13 protein-coding genes are annotated in these 17,718 nt (G+C 42.8%); 7 read left to right on the forward strand and 6 right to left on the reverse strand.

Annotated features, from left to right (window positions below; translation table 11 throughout):
• Positions 1-7 precede the first annotated feature (7 nt).
• The 5 genes from rlmN (at position 8) to KXQ82_RS15695 (ending at position 4,000) form a co-directional block, all read left to right on the forward strand.
• On the forward strand, positions 8-1,063 hold the full coding sequence (gene rlmN, locus KXQ82_RS15675; RefSeq protein ID WP_219489386.1) for a dual-specificity RNA methyltransferase RlmN: 1,056 nt from the start codon (positions 8-10) through the stop codon (positions 1,061-1,063).
• A 96-nt stretch (positions 1,064-1,159) separates the two neighbouring features.
• Positions 1,160-1,933 (forward strand): YHYH protein, encoded by a 774-nt coding sequence (locus tag KXQ82_RS15680; RefSeq protein ID WP_219489387.1) that lies wholly within the window; start codon positions 1,160-1,162, stop codon positions 1,931-1,933.
• The gene (locus KXQ82_RS15685) at positions 1,890-2,489 is read left to right on the forward strand and encodes a toxin-antitoxin system YwqK family antitoxin (protein WP_219489388.1); all 600 of its coding nucleotides are present in this window, start codon (positions 1,890-1,892) and stop codon (positions 2,487-2,489) included. The genes KXQ82_RS15680 and KXQ82_RS15685 overlap by 44 nt, the downstream gene beginning before the upstream one ends.
• The gene (locus tag KXQ82_RS15690; RefSeq protein WP_255563680.1) at positions 2,486-3,265 is read left to right on the forward strand and encodes an SCO family protein; all 780 of its coding nucleotides are present in this window, start codon (positions 2,486-2,488) and stop codon (positions 3,263-3,265) included. The genes KXQ82_RS15685 and KXQ82_RS15690 overlap by 4 nt, the downstream gene beginning before the upstream one ends.
• 36 nt (positions 3,266-3,301) lie before the next feature.
• Positions 3,302-4,000, forward strand: coding sequence for a ComF family protein (locus KXQ82_RS15695; protein WP_219489389.1), 699 nt, complete (start codon positions 3,302-3,304; stop codon positions 3,998-4,000).
• 3 nt (positions 4,001-4,003) lie between these two features.
• Here KXQ82_RS15695 and KXQ82_RS15700 read toward each other — a convergent pair whose 3' ends face one another.
• Genes KXQ82_RS15700 through KXQ82_RS15710 form a run of 3 tightly spaced genes read right to left on the reverse strand, consistent with a single transcriptional unit; the run spans position 4,004 to position 8,465 of the window.
• Positions 4,004-6,391 (reverse strand): PAS domain S-box protein, encoded by a 2,388-nt coding sequence (locus KXQ82_RS15700; RefSeq protein WP_219489390.1) that lies wholly within the window; start codon positions 6,389-6,391, stop codon positions 4,004-4,006.
• A 12-nt stretch (positions 6,392-6,403) separates the two neighbouring features.
• A complete protein-coding gene (glyA, locus tag KXQ82_RS15705) occupies positions 6,404-7,675 on the reverse strand; it encodes a serine hydroxymethyltransferase (protein ID WP_219489391.1) in 1,272 nt (423 codons plus the stop codon).
• Between the two features lie 46 nt (positions 7,676-7,721).
• Positions 7,722-8,465: a segregation and condensation protein A gene (locus KXQ82_RS15710; protein ID WP_439650957.1), complete on the reverse strand. Its 744-nt coding sequence runs from the start codon at positions 8,463-8,465 to the stop codon at positions 7,722-7,724.
• Positions 8,466-8,556: 91 nt separating this feature from the next.
• Between KXQ82_RS15710 and KXQ82_RS15715 the strand changes: the two genes are divergently transcribed.
• A complete protein-coding gene (locus KXQ82_RS15715) occupies positions 8,557-9,504 on the forward strand; it encodes a toxin-antitoxin system YwqK family antitoxin (protein WP_219489393.1) in 948 nt (315 codons plus the stop codon).
• Positions 9,505-9,613: 109 nt separating this feature from the next.
• On the forward strand, positions 9,614-11,542 hold the full coding sequence (gene dxs, locus KXQ82_RS15720; protein ID WP_219489394.1) for a 1-deoxy-D-xylulose-5-phosphate synthase: 1,929 nt from the start codon (positions 9,614-9,616) through the stop codon (positions 11,540-11,542).
• A 314-nt stretch (positions 11,543-11,856) separates the two neighbouring features.
• Here dxs and KXQ82_RS15725 read toward each other — a convergent pair whose 3' ends face one another.
• The 3 genes from KXQ82_RS15725 to uvrA all read right to left on the reverse strand — a co-directional run bounded on the left by KXQ82_RS15725 (position 11,857) and on the right by uvrA (position 17,585).
• A complete protein-coding gene (locus KXQ82_RS15725) occupies positions 11,857-13,362 on the reverse strand; it encodes an NAD(P)H-hydrate dehydratase (protein ID WP_219489395.1) in 1,506 nt (501 codons plus the stop codon).
• Positions 13,363-13,504: 142 nt separating this feature from the next.
• The gene (locus KXQ82_RS15730) at positions 13,505-14,665 is read right to left on the reverse strand and encodes a TPR end-of-group domain-containing protein (RefSeq protein WP_219489396.1); all 1,161 of its coding nucleotides are present in this window, start codon (positions 14,663-14,665) and stop codon (positions 13,505-13,507) included.
• Between the two features lie 52 nt (positions 14,666-14,717).
• Positions 14,718-17,585, reverse strand: a complete 2,868-nt coding sequence (gene uvrA, locus KXQ82_RS15735) for an excinuclease ABC subunit UvrA (RefSeq protein WP_219489397.1) — start codon at positions 17,583-17,585, stop codon at positions 14,718-14,720.
• Between the last annotated feature and the right edge of the window lie 133 nt (positions 17,586-17,718).

Genomic DNA, 17,718 nt, shown 5'->3' on the forward strand with positions numbered 1-17,718 from the left:
CATTATAATGCAAAAAAACAAAACGGATATCCGTAGTCTAAATCTGGAAACCCTGCAAAAGCAATTTATTGAATTAGGGGAGAAAAGCTTTAGGGCTAAACAGGTTTATGAGTGGCTTTGGAAAAAGTCATGCTTTTCGTTTGACGAAATGAGCAATCTTTCAAAAGAACTACGTCAAAAACTTGATGAGCTTTTTATAATCAATAATGTAAAAGTAAACACTTCGCAGTACAGTTCTGACAAAACCATTAAAAATTCTTTTGTTTTACATGATGGACACCTTATTGAAGGCGTTTTAATTCCGGCTGATGACCGCATGACGGCCTGTGTATCATCACAGGTAGGTTGCAGCCTTACCTGTAAATTTTGTGCTACAGGGTACATGGAACGTAAACGCAACCTTAACCCTGACGAAATTTACGACCAGGTAGTATTGATAGACCAGCAGGCACGAAAAAATTACAACCATAACTTAACTAATATTGTGTACATGGGCATGGGCGAACCCCTGCTTAACTATGCCAATGTTTTAAAATCGATAGAGCGTATTACTGCCGAAGACGGGCTTAACATGGCAGCTAAACGGATAACGGTATCAACCGCCGGCATCGCCAAAATGATAAAAAAGCTGGGTGATGATGGAGTTAAATTTAACCTCGCCTTATCGTTACATGCCGCTAATGATGAAAAGCGTAACGAGATAATGCCTATTAATGAGCAAAATACATTAAAGGCCTTAGCCGAAGCATTAAAATACTATTTCGCTAAAACCAAAAACCCGGTTACTTACGAGTACATTGTTTTTAATGACTTTAATGACGAATTGCAGGATGCTGCCGAACTGGCTAAATTTTGCAAACATGTACCCTGCAAAGTAAACATCATCGAATACAACCCTATATCTTTTGCCAGTTATTTGAATGCTGATGTAGATAAAATTGAAGCCTTTGCTGATTATCTGCGTAAGCAGGGTATTACCACCAATGTACGCCGCAGCCGCGGTAAAGATATTGATGCCGCCTGCGGGCAGCTGGCAATAAAAGATAAAGCTTTAGAGGCTTAATCAAATTTTCTCAAAAAAAACACTTTCATAGCGCAGGTTTTTATCGGGGCCGGCATCTTATGCTTTAAAACCCCTTTCAACCTAATTAATTGTGTTATGAAAAATAAAGCATTTGCATTTACAACCGGCGTGGCAATATTGTTAACTATCATTGTCGCCTGCAAAAAATCATCAACTGATACCGGCAGTACCTCCGGTACGGTAACTATTGGTGCCGGAGTACCGGATGTTTTCAAAAAAATATATGGCGCTACCTCGATCTATATTGACGGTAATTATGTGGTGATCAAAGCCACCAGCCTGCCCGACCATAAATCACCTTATTACCAGGGCACCCAATGGGCATCAACCAAGTATGAAGCCTACAACGGTACTAATACACTTTGGAACCAAAACCCAAACAGCATTGCCGAAAGTGATTGCACTTATAAAATACCATTGAACCCTGTAGTTGCAACTACTCACGCCACTACGCCGGGCGGCCCCATAGGTGTTGCCATAAACGGTGTACCTATTTTTAACCAATACGCGGCAATGGGTGCAGCTTTAACAGGCGAAATAAACAGCTTTGACCAGTACGACGGTCACCCCCAGCAACAAGGCCAATATCATTACCATGCCGAACCCTATTATTTAACTGCCAATAAAGGTAAAGATGCCCTTTTGGGCTTTTTACTGGATGGATTTCCGCTTTACGGGCCAACAGAGAATGGCAAAACCATTGCCAATAGCGACCTTGACGTTTATCATGGCCACACAACGGTAACTGCCGATTATCCGAATGGTATTTATCATTACCATACAACAGCAGCCTCACCTTATATTAATGGCAACGGATTTTATGGAACAGCGGGTACTGTTACTAATTAGCTATATTTTACTGATGGTGCTGCTGCTGGTGGCTAACAGTTGCGGCAGCGGCGCCGATGGTATAAATAGCAATACCTTCCGGGTAAGAATGGACGATAAGGGGTTTAACCAACGTGGCGAACTTTTATACTACCATAACAAGCCCTTTACCGGCCTGAGTTACGGCCTTTTTGCCAATGGCGATACTGCCAGATTTTGCCAGTTTACGAATGGCAAACAGAATGGTTTGTTAAAATGGTATTATCCAAACAGGCAGTTGGCACAGCTTCGTTTTTTTAGTGATGGCAAAAAGGTGGGCATACATAAAGGCTGGTGGGACGATGGCACACCAAAATTTGAATACCATTTAGTGAATGACGAATACGAAGGCGAGCTAAAAGAATGGTTTAGAACGGGGAAATTAGCCAGGCTATTCCACTACAAAGCCGGGCACGAAGAAGGCAGCGAAAAAATGTGGTGGGAAGATGGCAAGATACGCGCCAACTATGTAATTATTAACGGCGAAAAGTTTGGCCTGTTCGGGCAAAAGCTATGTGTTAATATAGTAAAGAAATGAAGGCACTAAAAATAAGCGAGGCTATGAGCGATTCCCCTCTTGAGAGGGGTGGAGGGGTGTGTCTTTTCGAAGGCCCGTTCAATAACACACCCCTGCCATCACGCAAGGCTTTTGCACCCCCTCTCAAGAGGGGATTTTTGAAAGGAGTAATAATTTTTTTAATCCTTGGAGCATCGGCCTGTAAGCAAAAAGAGCAGCAGGTTACTACACTCCCCTATTTTAATACGCCCGATTTTACACCTACCTGGCCCGCCAAAAATACCAGCGAGTTTGAACAGCTCCATGTAATACCATTATTCAGTTTCACTGATCAGTCCGGCGAAACTGTGAACAATCAAACGGTAAAAAATAAAATTTACGTGGCCGACTTTTTCTTTACCCGCTGCGGTAGCATTTGCCCTAAAATGACTGATAACATGGCCACGGTAGCCAAGGCGTTTATGAAAGACAGCAATGTGGCTATATTATCACACTCAGTAACCCCCCAACTGGATAATGTTGACGTATTAAAAAAATACGCCGCCGATAAGAACATCACAAACCCAAACTGGCATTTACTTACCGGCGACAAACAGCAGATATATACCATTGCCCGCCGCGGTTATTTTGCCGATGAAGAAATAGGTTATACAAAAGACATCACCCAGTTTTTGCATACCGAAAACTTTATTTTGGTTGATCGTAAGTGTCATATTCGTGGGGTATATAACGGCACACTGCCTTTCGAAGTAGAAAACCTCATTAAACACATTAAACTGCTTGAGCAGGAGATATAGTTTTTATTTCGGGCTTATTATGCTAATTTCAAACCAATGAAATGGCGCAATACATACATCAGCGATTTTATAGCCCTGATATTCCCGGAGCTTTGCCAGGCCTGTAACCAAAACCTGGTGCAAGGCGAAAAGTTGATATGTACTGCCTGCACCTATGACCTGCCTTATACCAATTTTCATTTACACAAAGAAAACGTAGTTGCGCGCCAGTTTTGGGGCCGTATTGATGTAAGTATGGTTTATGTATTGCTTTATTTTTCCAAAGGTGGTAAAGTACAAAACTTAATGCACCGCTTTAAATACAGGAACGCGCCGTTAATTGGCAATAAATTAGGCAGTATTGCGGGGGCGCAGTTATTACAGCGTAAACCTGCAGACCATATTGATATGATCGTGCCCGTACCGCTTCATCCAAAAAAATTAAGATCGAGGGGCTATAATCAAAGCGCCCAGTTTGCGCAAGGTTTGTCAGGGCCAATGAATATCCCGGTTGATATGGATAACCTTGTCAGGGTGAAACATACTGATACCCAAACTAAAAAGTCGAGGTTTTCGCGCTATGAGAATATGCAGGAAGTATTTACAATACGTTATCCCGAAAAGTTTAAGGGTAAACATATTTTACTGGTTGACGATATTATTACAACCGGCTCAACGTTGGAAGCCTGCGGAATTGAATTATTAAAAATAGAAGGAGTTAAAGTAAGCCTGGCTGCTATTGCCTACGCCGAGTAGTTACTATTTAGAGAATTGACTGATCTTATCATACAGCACTTTTGGATCAAAAGGCTTTAATATATAATCGTTCATACCCGAATCGCCGATCATGTCCATTTGATTGGTAAGCATTGATGCCGTAAGCGCGATGATGTGTAATTGCTGAAAATAAGGCTCCTTAATGCTGCGGATGTATTTTGCCGCATCCAAACCGTCCATTTCGGGCATGTGTATGTCCATCAAAACCAGGTCGTAATTGCGGTTAAGTTCAATTTTATCAACAGCTTGTTTACCGTTAACAGCAAAATCGGCATTGATGCCCCATTTTTTTAATACCTTATCAATAAGCATGCGGTTGATCTGATTATCATCAGCAACCAATACATTTAGTTTAAGGCCTATTTCCACGGTAGTTGTATTTTGTTTTATTGGTGTAAAGTTACTCTTATTAAACGTTATTGCGAACCAAAATTTTGACCCTTGTCCATAAACGCTTTCAACGATTATCCGCGAGTCGTGCAATTCAACCAAACGCTTGGTAATTGCCAAACCCAGACCGGTACCGCCATACAAGCGTGTAATACTTTCATCGGCTTGTTTAAACGATTCAAAAATATTGTTGATCTGGTCGGCTTTGATACCTATACCTGTATCAGCAACCTCAAAACGAAGGCGGGCTTCGTTTTCACTTTCTTCAATAACTTTAACATCAATAGTTATCCCACCCTTTTCCGTAAATTTAACTGAATTGCCGACAAGATTTAACAATATCTGGCAAATTCTTGTTTTATCGCCAATTATATATCCCGGCAGGTTGGCATCTATATCCGCTTTAATATATATGCCTTTATCGGCGGCTTTAAACTGCATGGAGTTTACCACACTGCTTACCATATGCCGCAGGTCGATATCTATCTTTTCCAGAATAATATTACCTGTTTCTATTTTGGTAAAATCAAGCACATCGTTTATCAGCGTCATCAGGTTATCGGCCGAGAACTTAAGAATATCCAGGTTTTCTGTTTGCTCGGCATGATTGTCATCGCGCAATAAATGCGATACACCTATAACCGCGTTAAGCGGGGTGCGTATCTCATGGCTCATTACCGACATGAACATATCTTTAGCCCTGTTTAACTGTAAAGCTTCTTCTTTTGCCGCTATCAGTTCTATTTCGGCTTTCTTTTTGGCAGTTACATCAATAATGATCTCAACGTATTTATCAACCTCGCCCGCGGCATCCAGGATAATGGAATTGATTATCGATATCCACAGCGGCAAGCCGTCCTTACGGTATACTAACAGATCAACCTCGAAAGATTTTTTGCTTTTTGACAGTTCGCGGGCTTTTTCAATAATAGCAATATCCGTTAGCTCCCCCATCAGCACATCTCCAAGTACTTTATCACTTACATCGGCAAGCCCGTAACCCGTTATTTTTTCGAAGGCATTATTGATCCATATTACCTGGTTATCGGCACTGCTTATTACCACACCGTTGTTCACCTTGCTCGCTACAAGCGATAGCAATTCAAGTTCGGCCAGTATCTTTTTTTGAGGGGTAATATCGCGCCCGCTGGCATACCAGCTTTCATCTTTTGCAATAACCGACCAACTGATCCACTTTATTTCGCCGCTGCGGCTAATTACACGGAGTTCCAGGTCAAAAGCTTTTTGTTTGCTCCTTAAGCCATCCTCAAGCATACTGATCATTTTTTCAGCATCTCCTCTCGGGAAAAAATGCCAAATGGGCAGGCCAATGGCGTCATCGGGCTTGTATCCGAGCACCGTTTGTACCGATTGGTTGATGATCCGTATTTTACCCTCCCTATCCATAATACAATGTACTTCGGGCGAGTTATTGAACAGGTTAAAAAACTCGTTATGTATTTTTACGCTTTCTTCCAGTTGCCGTTTTTGGCGGCGTAAAGTAATGTGCGATACCACCTCGCGCGCCAATGTAGTTAAGGCATCCCGCTGTTCGGGGTTAAGGTTTCGCGGAACGGTATCTACCACGCATATAGTGCCCACCCTATAGCCTTCGTTATCAATTATAGGGGCGCCTGCATAAAATTTAACCCAGCCGTCGGTAACGGCCGGGTTATCGGCAAATAGTTCATTCTTTGTAGCATCGGGCACCTCGAGCAAATCATCGCTCATAATGGTATAGCGGCAAAATGTTTTTGAGCGCGCTATATCACTATTAGGCAGGCCGATATTTGATTTGTACCATTGCCTGTCGGCATTGATAAAAGTTACCAGCGAAATTGGTGCCTGGCAAATGTAAGCCGCCAAGCGATTAATAGCATCGTAGTCCTCCTCGGGGAGGGTATCCATTATATCATAAGACATGAGCGCACGTACACGCTCATCATCATTATCAGGTACTGGATTACGATCAATTATCATTTCATCAGCAAATTACTTATATAGTGGGAATTTTTCCACTAATTCATTCACTTTTTTACGAACTTTTTTAAGATTAGATTCACTTTGAGGATCTTTAATTACAGCGTCTATCAACTCTACAATTTTTTCCATCTGTTTTTCTTTCAAACCACGGGTGGTAATAGCCGCTGTTCCTACCCTGATACCCGATGTTACAAACGGCGACTTATCATCATAAGGCACCATGTTTTTGTTTACGGTAATATCGGCAGCAACCAAAGCATTCTCGGCATCTTTACCGGTAATGTTTTTATTGCGCAGGTCGAGCAATATCAAATGGTTATCTGTTCCACCCGAAACGATCTCGTAGCCTAATTTAGTAAAGGCATCGGCCATTGCGCTGGCATTCTTTTTAACCTGGGCAATGTACTTCATGTACTCGTCGCTCAAAGCTTCGCCAAAGGCAACTGCTTTTGCAGCGATGATATGCTCTAAGGGGCCACCCTGTGTTCCGGGGAATACGGCAGAATCCAATATCGCCGACATCATTCTTACTTCGCCTTTCGGAGTTTTTAAACCCCATGGGTTCTCAAAATCTTTACCCAGCATGATCATGCCACCACGCGGGCCGCGCAGGGTTTTATGTGTAGTAGTAGTAACAATATGGCAATGTGGCAGCGGATCGGTCAATAAACCACGGGCAATTAAACCTGCCGGGTGCGATATGTCGGCCAATACCAAGGCGCCAATTTTATCGGCTACTTTACGGATAAAGGCATAATCCCAATCGCGCGAGTATGCTGATGCACCGCAGATGATCATCTTTGGTTTTTCGGCAAGGGCTACTTTTTCTAATTGTTTATAATCAATAAGGCCTGTTTCTTTTTTCACACCATAAAAGAATGGCTGGTAAACCTTACCCGAAAAATTAACGGGCGAACCATGTGTTAAGTGGCCACCATGCGAAAGATCAAAACCTAAAATTTTATCGCCGGGTTGTAAACAAGCCAAAAATACAGCTGCATTTGCCTGCGCGCCCGAGTGTGGCTGAACGTTAACCCATTCGGCATTAAACAATTGTTTTGCACGCTCAATAGCAATGGTTTCTATCTCATCAACTATTTGGCAACCACCATAATAACGCTTGCCCGGTAAACCTTCGGCGTATTTGTTGGTAGCTACAGAGCCTGCGGCTTCCATTACCTGTTTGCTAACAAAGTTTTCTGATGCGATAAGCTCCAATCCTGTTTCCTGGCGCTCTAACTCTTCTTCAAGTAAATTAAAAATTAGTTTGTCTCTTTTCATGGTTTTGAATAATGCCGCAAAGGTAGCCAAATTTTATTTGGTTACCTTAATTTTTAGCACTAACCCAAAAATTGTTGTATCCGGTACCTATCTGTATATCTACCAGTTCCTGCTGCAGCATTTCCAACAAAGCCAGAAAATTATAAACGAAATGGACCTTGTTATCAGAGTTTTTGGCCAGGCCCGAAAAATCTAACCTGCTGTTTATAGATAACAACTGCGCGATAGCCTTTTTTTGCAACTCGATGGTATACGGATATTGAATAACGGTATGGGTAACTTCCTGGCTGCGGGTTTGATATTTGCCCATTACCCGGCTATATATCATCATCAGTTTATACAGGTCGAAGCTTTCCAACTCTTCTCCGGGAGCGGCAAGGCCTGCTACAGCCTCCATATCTACATGGATATTACCACGGCGCTCCTGCTTTAAACGCTCTTCTTCAAGGGGTTTCAACTCCTCGCAAATTTCTTTGTAGCGTTTATATTCTATCAGTTTTTGTATCAGGTCCTGCTTCGGGTCCAGTTGATTGCCATTTTCATCAAGTTCATAACGTGGCAATAACAGGCGTGCCTTAATGCGCATCAACGTTGCGGCTACATAAATAAACTCGCTGGCCAGCTCCATGTTCAGGCTGTTCATGTGGTGGATATAATCCAGAAAATCATCTGTAATCCTCGAGATGGAAATTTCGTGAATATCCAACTCATCCCGCTCTATAAAAAATAGCAGCAGATCGAAAGGGCCTTCAAATTGGGGGAGTTTTATCTCGAAATGTTCTTCCATTATGAATATTCAAAAATAGGGATTTTATATCCGGAATAAAATGAACTGTACTATTGAATGTTTTTACATTTGCTGCATCCTAACAAATACTATTGTGAAAAAATACATATTACTTATAACAATTGCGATCATTTACTGCACCTTATCCGTAAATGCACAGGTTAATAAAGCATTTCTTTTGGACGGGGCGCCCGTTGATTCTGCAAAAGCTGACTCATATATATTATATGCAAAAGTTGCAGATTCGGTGTGGCTGATGAAAATGTATGATCTGCATGACAGCATTATGGTTATGGGGCATTTTTCTGATGAGAAATTAAGTATACCCGACGGTGGTTTTAAATATTACCATTACAGCAAGTTGAGTAAAACACAGAAACTAAATAAAACCAATGGAGTAAACTATTTGGTTACTATAGGCCGGTATGAAAAGGGCTTAAAAAGTGGGGTTTGGAAAGAATTATTTTCTAATGGGAATGTAGCAGCATTAAACACATACTTAAATGACAAATTGAATGGGCCTTATAAAACATATAACTTTGACAATGGAGCCGTTGTTGTTGAAGGAAATTACATATCCGATAAAAGAGAAGGTGAGTGGTATGTTTTAGGGAGAAATGGAAATATTCTTGAGACAGATATTTACAAAGATGGTGTAGTGTTACGTAGAATTAATAAACCATCAGCTTATAATCCCCCCGCCCCACCGCCGGAATTTTATTCTTATTTCAGTCGTGCTGTTTCAAAATATACTAACATCGATATTAACGAAACCGTATATATTGGAGTTACAGTGTCGGCCGAAGGAAAAATTACCGAGGCATTAATCAATGATAAAAGAAATTTAAATGCTGAGTTTATTGCTAAATTAAAAGAAATAGCTTTAAGCTCGCCCATGTGGACACCTGCGAATGATAGCGCATTGAAAAAAAACATTGAAGGGTTAGCGAGTATTATTGTAAAAATAAAGGCTGGCGAGGTAACGACAACCTTAATGGATTATCACGGTACAGATCATACTTTTTATGGCATACAACATTGATTGACAATTATCATTTAATTCACTTCCGAATAAATTGACGCCAATTTATACTGTTTTTTTAAAACAAAATACCGTAATTTGTACCCTTAGTTTTACTGCATTACGATAGATGAAAGTACCCGCGGGGCAATTGCTACAAAACATAACGTATCCATCTGATTTAAAATTACTTAAAGAAGAAGATCTTAAACAACTTAGCCAGGAATTACGCCAGTATATTATTGACGTGGTATCGGTTAACGGTGGCCATTTTGGCGCCAGTTTAGGTACGGTGGAGCTTACTGTTGCCCTGCACTATGTTTTAAATACCCCTTACGACCAGTTAGTTTGGGACGTTGGCCACCAGGCTTACGGCCATAAAATACTCACCGGGCGCCGCGATCAATTTGATACCAACCGTTTACACGGCGGCATCAGCGGCTTCCCTAAACGTGCCGAAAGTGAATATGATACCTTTGGCGTAGGGCACTCCTCTACCTCAATTTCTGCCGCTTTAGGTATGGCCGTGGCATCGCAATACAAAGGCGAAACCGACCGCCAGCACGTTGCTGTTATTGGCGATGGCGCCATGACGGGTGGTATGGCTTTTGAAGCGCTAAATCACGCGGGGATAGAAAAATCGAACCTGCTGGTTATTCTGAATGACAACTGCATGTCGATTGACCCGAATGTTGGCGCATTGAAAGAATACCTTACCAGTATATCAACATCAAAACATTATAACCGTTTCCGGGATGATATCGCCAAAGTATTGGCAAAAATATCATCAATAGGCCCCGATGCGTACAGCATTGTGCAAAAGCTTGAAAAAAGCATAAAGGGTACACTGCTTAAAAACAGTAACCTGTTCGAGTCGCTAAACTTCAGGTATTTTGGCCCTGTGGATGGGCACGATGTTGACAATCTGGTAAAAGTTCTGAAAGACCTGCGCGATATACCAGGCCCTAAGCTGTTGCATTGCATCACCGTAAAAGGAAAAGGTTACGCTTTAGCCGAAAAGGACCAAACCAAGTGGCACGCCCCGGGCTTGTTTGACAAAATAACCGGCGAGATAAAAAAGACCGTTTACGAAAAACCCCAACCACCAAAATACCAGGATGTTTTTGGGCATACCATAATTGAGTTAGCCGAGCAAAACCCGAAGATAATGGGTATTACCCCGGCTATGCCAAGCGGCAGCTCCATGAATATGATGATGAAGGCTATGCCAACCCGAGCTTTTGACGTGGGTATTGCAGAGCAGCACGCCGTTACATTTTCGGCGGGATTAGCTACGCAGGGCTTATTGCCATTCTGTAATATTTACAGCAGTTTTATGCAACGCGCGTATGACCAGGTAATACATGACGTAGCCATACAAAACCTAAACGTTGTATTTTGCCTTGACCGTGCCGGTATTGCCGGTGCCGATGGCCCAACGCACCACGGCGCTTACGATTTAGCATATATGCGCAGCATACCGAACATGACGGTATCTGCACCCATGAACGAAGAAGAGTTGCGTAACCTGATGTTTACAGCCCAGCAGGAAAACATGGGGCCTTTCAGCATACGTTACCCACGTGGCAACGGTGTTATGGTTGACTGGCAACGCCCAATGAAAGCCATCCCGGTAGGTAAAGGCCGCAAAGTTTGTGATGGCGAAGATGTTGCCATCCTATCCATAGGCACTATTGGTAACGAGGTATTAAAAGCTACGGCGCAGCTCATCCCGCAAGGATACCACCCTGCTCATTATGATATGCGCTTTGCAAAGCCTTTAGATGAGGAATTGCTGCACGAAGTATTCTCAAAATTTGATAAAATAATTACGGTTGAAGATGGCTGCCTGCAAGGCGGCGTTGGCAGCGCGATAATAGAGTTTATGGCCGATAATTGTTATAATGCCCAGGTTATACGCATGGGTATCCCTGATAGCTTTGTAGAACACGGTGAGCAACCTGAACTTTGGGCCGAGTGTGGCTACGATGCCGCCTCAATTGCCGAAAAGGTGAAAGACATTGCAGTAAAACGCATGACACGTACCATTGCATCATAAAATTGACTGCGCATATTCCTGCCCTATATCATAGTAGTGCAGGAATTTCATAAGCCCTTGTTTCCTAAAACATTAAAAGGGCAATAAAAATTTAATTGTTAAAAAGTGTTAAAACTTGTAACTATCCGCATAGTTGCTGCGTCTTATATTCAGAAAAGCAATCGGCCAAATCTGATAATGATTTGTTAACAGCTTTTTTATACGGGGTAAGATATCTTCGCAGAAGTTAATTATCCAATCAAAACAGAAGTATTTCGTTCTTTATAAGGTCAGTTAATAATAAAAACGGTTGAGGAATACGGCAACCGTTTTTTTTATGCCCTAAATTTTGCCATCACTACAGGTATATGTTTTGCCACTTCACCGGCCAATACAACAACCTTTTTATTGGGTAAAGCCAAATCATCACCACTTTTTCCGTGTAAATACGTACCTAAAATACAAGCTTGTTCGGGAGTATATTTTTGCGCCAGGAGGGCGGTAATTACACCTGTCAGCACATCGCCCATACCGCCGCTGGCCATGGCAGGGTTGCCGGTCTGGTTAAAGTACAGCTTTCCATCCGGCGTACCGGTTATGGTATATTGATTTTTAAGTACGATATTGATCTGATGCTCTTTTGCCTTTTGGCGGATGGTTTCTAGCCGGCCCCACCAGCTTGTATTTGCGCCAAATAAACGGTCGAACTCTTTCATATGCGGGGTAATGATGCTGCCTTTCGGGATCTGTTTCAATAGTTCAGGGTTTGCGGCTAATAGGTTCAATGCATCAGCATCTACCACTACAGGTTTATCAAACTTTTGAAGCACCTCTTTCAATAAGGCTAATGTATCGCGCTTTTTACCTAATCCGGGGCCAATTGCTATTGTGCTAAACTTATCCCACTCAATATCCATTTCTTTAACTCCCGCACGTACAATAGCCATTACCTCGGGCATTGATGTATTGAGGGCCGTTAAACCACTTTTGGGGATGCAAGCCGTTGTTAATCCTGCTCCCGCATGCGCACAAGCTGATGAACACAACAATGCTGCGCCCATAGTTTCAGGCTGGCCTGCAATAATTAATGCTTGGCCGTAGGTGCCTTTATGGGTGAACGTTTTACGTGGCTTTAGTATGCTGCGGATATCCTGTTCTGCTATTAATTGATAAGGGCTATTTAATGATGCGATAAAGCCATTACTCAAACCGATATCAACCACACTAAACTCCTCAATGTAAGGTGCCGACTCCGGCACTAAAAAATTGATCTTAGGCTGTTGGAAAGTAATGCTCAATTTTGATTTGATGGCAACCGCATCATTTGATATCTCACCTTCGCAAAAAAAACCTGTGGGTACATCAACAGAAACAATAGTGCGGTTTAACCCGTTCAGGTATTTTACCAATTTTTCATAATCGCCTTTTAAGGGTTTGTTTAAGCCGCTACCCAATAAAGCATCGATAATAATATCAGCCTTTTCTACAGGCAATTTATCACCTGTTCTTATTTCTTCAAACTCTACCTCTGCACTTTTCAAACGTTTTAAATTCTCAATAAAATCATTGGTCGGCTTATCCGAATACCGCGCAATCTTCACCAAAGTATTTTTGTAGTTTAATTTGCAAAGCATACGCGCAATGGCCAAACCATCGCCACCGTTATTACCTGTACCACAATAAACAGCTATGTTTTTTGCCTTGTCGGGATAGCGGTCGGTAAACACTTTTACAAATGCTGCAGCGGCGCGCTCCATCAGATCGAGAGAGGAAATGGGTTCATGCCCGATGGTGTAAGCATCGGCTTCGCGAATTTGGGCAGAGGTAAGCAGATGGAGCATAATTCAATAAAGTTATGAATTATGCTTTTGTTTGAGACAGCTCTATTTTGTTATTTAGAAACGAGGCACGAGTGATGGCCGCTCGCGAATATTGTTTCATACAAATCTCTCCTGTTGGTCGGGATGACATAGCTAAAAAAGGTTAGTAATTAACCATAGCTTTAAAACGCTTATTTTCTTTTAAAAAGCTAAATAGACGTTCGTTTTGTATCATTTTTTTATCCTTTAATCCTTTTTTTATGGCTTCTTCTAAATAATTGAGTGTGGCATCCTGATCCTTTTGTATTGCCGATAAACGTGCGTAGCGGTAAGCTATCATTGGCTCAGCGGCATCAAAAACAGTGGCTATTTTTAATACCTCTTCAGCCGCCTCGTATCGCTTTGCCTGATAGCAGCTTTCAAATTCGGCAGTAGCGTTTATGGATATGAAACTAATTTGGCGCGCCACATAATCAGAGTCCGCCTTAATTCCGGTAATCAAAGCTTTTTTTAATCCGGCTTGTTTTGAGCGCCACCAGCCTATAGGTTTTACGTTTTCCGCCCTATCAAAAACAAGTGCTTCCAATGCAGTTATCGCTTCATTTTGAAAGGTCAGCTCTTTGCGGTAAAGTTGTTTGTCTATGGATACTTCCTGTTTCTGACCGGTAATATTATGCCGGTGCTGATATTGCGACAACATGGCTTGTTTAATAATACCTTCGGGTGGCCAACGGTGTGGGCCGTTAAAAAAGATCAGGTTATTATCTGTTTGTAATGAGTCGAGCGTAAGGTGCGCCTGCTGCATCTCTATATAATTAAAATCCTGCAAACCGGCTATACCTGTAAAATACCAGGGAAGCTTTTTTTCGGGAATGTTGCTAAAACCTGCACTACAGGCAATAACCCCGGCAATGGTTGGACTATTCTGCGCAATGCTAATAGCTACACGCGCCCCGCCGGAAAAGCCCCCCAGGTAAATTTCACTTTCGTTGATGTGATATTTTTTGAACGCGTCGGTAAACATAGCATCAGCAGCTTGCAGAGATAGGTTAAAAGGCCCATTTCTGGAGTTATTTGATGCAATTACTATAATACCTAATTCTTCGGCGATGGGCTTAAAAAGCACAACGGGTAAACGGCCACGTGCAGCCGGGTCAAATAAAAATATAACCGGTAGTTTTGGTACTTTGCTGTATTGAGATGGAACATAAACGCAATAAGATTGCAATGTATCAGCATCGCATTTTATGGTATCGATGGCATTTTGCGCCAAGGTTGAACCAAAAATGAAAAAACTAAAAATCAGCAACCAGTATTTCTTCATATACCAATTTTCGGATTTAAAGCAAGTGTGAATGCAAAGATATCACACCTACCTATACTTTCTTCTTAAACTTCGCCGTCAGCTCCATTTCCTTTTTCAGGAACATGCCTGTAAAGCTATCCTTTACCTTGCATAAGCCTTCCGGTGTACCTTCAAAGAGTATTTTGCCACCACCAGATCCACCTTCTGGGCCAAGGTCGATCACGTGGTCGGCTACTTTGATCACATCGAGATTGTGCTCGATAACCAATACGGTATTGCCTTTATCAACCAACAGATTTATAACGCCCAATAAAACATTGATATCCTCAAAATGCAAGCCTGTTGTAGGTTCATCTAAAATATAGAAAGTATTGCCGGTGTCTTTTTTAGAAAGTTCGGTAGCCAGTTTTACACGCTGCGCCTCGCCGCCTGATAGCGTGGTTGACGACTGGCCCAAGGTAATATAGCCCAAGCCAACATCCTGCAAAGTTTGTATTTTACGGTGGATGGATGGGATATGCTCAAAGAACGGGCAGGCATCCTCAATGCTCATATCTAATACATCGCTGATGGATTTGCCACGGTAGCGCACTTCCAGCGTTTCGCGGTTATAGCGGCGACCGTTGCACTCTTCGCAGGGCACTGCAACATCGGGTAAAAAGTTCATTTCTATTACCTTCATACCCGCACCCTGGCAAGTTTCGCAGCGGCCACCTTTTACGTTGAAGGAGAATCGACCGGGTTTGTACCCGCGGATCTTTGATTCGGGCAGGGCAACATATAGGTTACGGATGTCGCTGAACACACCTGTATACGTAGCCGGGTTTGAGCGCGGTGTACGGCCAATGGGCGACTGATCGATCTCGATAACTTTATCGATATACTCCAGGCCTTCTATCTTATCGTAAGGCAAAGGGTGTTTTTTGGCGCGGAAGAAGTGATGGTTGAGTATAGGATATAAAGTCTCGGTAATTAAGCTTGATTTACCGCTGCCCGATACGCCTGTAACGCCGATAAGCTTCCCTAAAGGGAAATCAACCGATACCTTTTTGAGGTTATGGCCCGTGGCTTTTTTTAGCGTGAGTACCTTACCGTTACCTTCCCTCCTTTTTTCGGGTACGGCTATTTCGCGCTCGCCGTTAAGGTATTGGGTAGTTAGCGTGTGCGATGCCATCAGTTCGGCAGGTGTGCCCTGCGCTACGATGGTTCCGCCGTGTACGCCTGCTGCCGGGCCCATGTCTATCACATGGTCGGCTTCGAGTATCATGTCTTTATCGTGCTCTACCACTAAAACGGTATTGCCCAAATCGCGCAGGTTTTTGAGGGCGTTAATGAGGCGGTCGTTATCACGCTGGTGCAAGCCAATACTCGGCTCATCCAAAATGTACATCACGTTCATCAGTTGCGAACCGATCTGGGTTGCCAAACGGATACGCTGTGCCTCGCCGCCCGACAGGGTTTTGGCTGTACGATCTAAAGTCAGGTAACTTAAACCCACATCCAATAAAAAGCCGATACGTGCGCGGATCTCTTTTAATATCTCTTTGGCGATCACGTTCTGGCGTTCGCTCAGGCGGTCTTCAAGGCCATCAAAAAAACCTTTCAGCTCATTGATGTCCATATTGGCCAGTTCAAAGATGTTCTTGCCATCCACTTTAAAGTGGAGCGATTCTTTTTTCAGTCGTGCGCCTTCGCAAACCGGGCAGGTTTTGAGCACGCGGTAGCTATCCATATCTCCCAAAGCATCTTCGCCGCGTTTTTCCTGCTGCTCTTCCAGCATTTTGATGATGCCATCAAAACTGATCTGGTAATTGGTGACGTTCCATTTGTTGTATTCCACCGGAACGGTGATCAGTTCGTGCGAACCGTTTAGAATGATCTCCAGCTTTTCGCGGGGGATCTTTTCTATGGGCGTAGCCAGGGCAAAATCGTACTTTTTGGCCAAAGCTTTTAACACCTGGAATATCCATGTTTCGCGGTACTCGCCCAATGGCGCAAGGCCACCGTTCATGATGCTTAGTTTCGGGTTGGGGATAACTGAGGCTTCGTCTATCTCAAAAATATAACCCAAACCATCGCAACGCTCGCAGGCACCGTATGGCGAGTTGAACGAAAAGGTATTTGGCTGCGGTTCATCGTATGAAATACCCGAAACCGGGTCCATCAAATATTTACTAAAGTAGCATACATTATTATCCTTATCGGCGATGCGGATAATACCTTTAGCTAATTTGATGGCAGTTTGTATAGAAGTTTGCAGGCGTTTAACATCGTTATCGCTGATCACCAACCTATCCACAACAATATCAATATCGTGGATCTTGTACCGATCCACCTGCATTTTAGGTTCTACGTTCAATATTTCGCCATCCACCCAAACTTTGATATAGCCTTGCTTGCGGATCTGCTCGAAGAGCTCGCGGTAATGGCCTTTACGCCCTTTTACTACCGGGGCCAATACGTTTACGGGTTGGTCTTTAAATTTTTCGAGTATGGTACGCAATATCTGCTCTTCGCTCATGCGCTCCATTTTTTCGCCCGATACGTAAGAATAGGCATCGCCACCCCTCGCGTAAAGCAAGCGCATAAAATCGTAGATTTCGGTAATGGTGCCCACGGTTGAACGCGGGTTTTTGCTTGTAGTTTTTTGTTCGATGGCAATCACCGGGCTAAGGCCCGATACCTTATCCACATCCGGCCGCTCCATGCCGCCCATAAACTGGCGCGAGTAGGCCGAAAATGTTTCCATATAACGGCGCTGCCCCTCGGCATAAATGGTATCAAATGCTAATGATGACTTGCCGCTACCACTTAAACCGGTAATAACCACCAGCTTGTTGCGCGGAAAAGAAACATCGATATTTTTTAAATTATGTACCCGGGCCCCGAAAACCTCAACTTCACTTTGCTCGCCCAGATCGACAGTTTTTTCACTCATATATTATATACAGAAACGCTTTTGATAAACATACTAAACATCAGCAGGTTTTTAAAACTTTACCCGCTTTTAAGAGCGGTGCAAAGATAAAGAAAAAACAGGTGCTATGCTACAAAGGTTAGCAATACACAAG

The organism is Mucilaginibacter rivuli (assembly GCF_019391655.1).
Classification (GTDB): Bacteria; Bacteroidota; Bacteroidia; order Sphingobacteriales; family Sphingobacteriaceae; genus Mucilaginibacter; species Mucilaginibacter rivuli.

Coding starts and splice junctions, on each gene's coding strand:
- rlmN (WP_219489386.1), top strand. CDS start 8: ATGCAAAAAAACAAAACGGATATCCGTAGTCTAAATCTGGAAACCCTG.
- KXQ82_RS15680 (WP_219489387.1), top strand. CDS start 1,160: ATGAAAAATAAAGCATTTGCATTTACAACCGGCGTGGCAATATTGTTA.
- KXQ82_RS15685 (WP_219489388.1), top strand. CDS start 1,890: ATGGCAACGGATTTTATGGAACAGCGGGTACTGTTACTAATTAGCTAT.
- KXQ82_RS15690 (WP_255563680.1), top strand. CDS start 2,486: ATGAAGGCACTAAAAATAAGCGAGGCTATGAGCGATTCCCCTCTTGAG.
- KXQ82_RS15695 (WP_219489389.1), top strand. CDS start 3,302: ATGAAATGGCGCAATACATACATCAGCGATTTTATAGCCCTGATATTC.
- KXQ82_RS15700 (WP_219489390.1), bottom strand. CDS start 6,391: ATGATAATTGATCGTAATCCAGTACCTGATAATGATGATGAGCGTGTA.
- glyA (WP_219489391.1), bottom strand. CDS start 7,675: ATGAAAAGAGACAAACTAATTTTTAATTTACTTGAAGAAGAGTTAGAG.
- dxs (WP_219489394.1), top strand. CDS start 9,614: ATGAAAGTACCCGCGGGGCAATTGCTACAAAACATAACGTATCCATCT.
- KXQ82_RS15725 (WP_219489395.1), bottom strand. CDS start 13,362: ATGCTCCATCTGCTTACCTCTGCCCAAATTCGCGAAGCCGATGCTTAC.
- KXQ82_RS15730 (WP_219489396.1), bottom strand. CDS start 14,665: ATGAAGAAATACTGGTTGCTGATTTTTAGTTTTTTCATTTTTGGTTCA.
- uvrA (WP_219489397.1), bottom strand. CDS start 17,585: ATGAGTGAAAAAACTGTCGATCTGGGCGAGCAAAGTGAAGTTGAGGTT.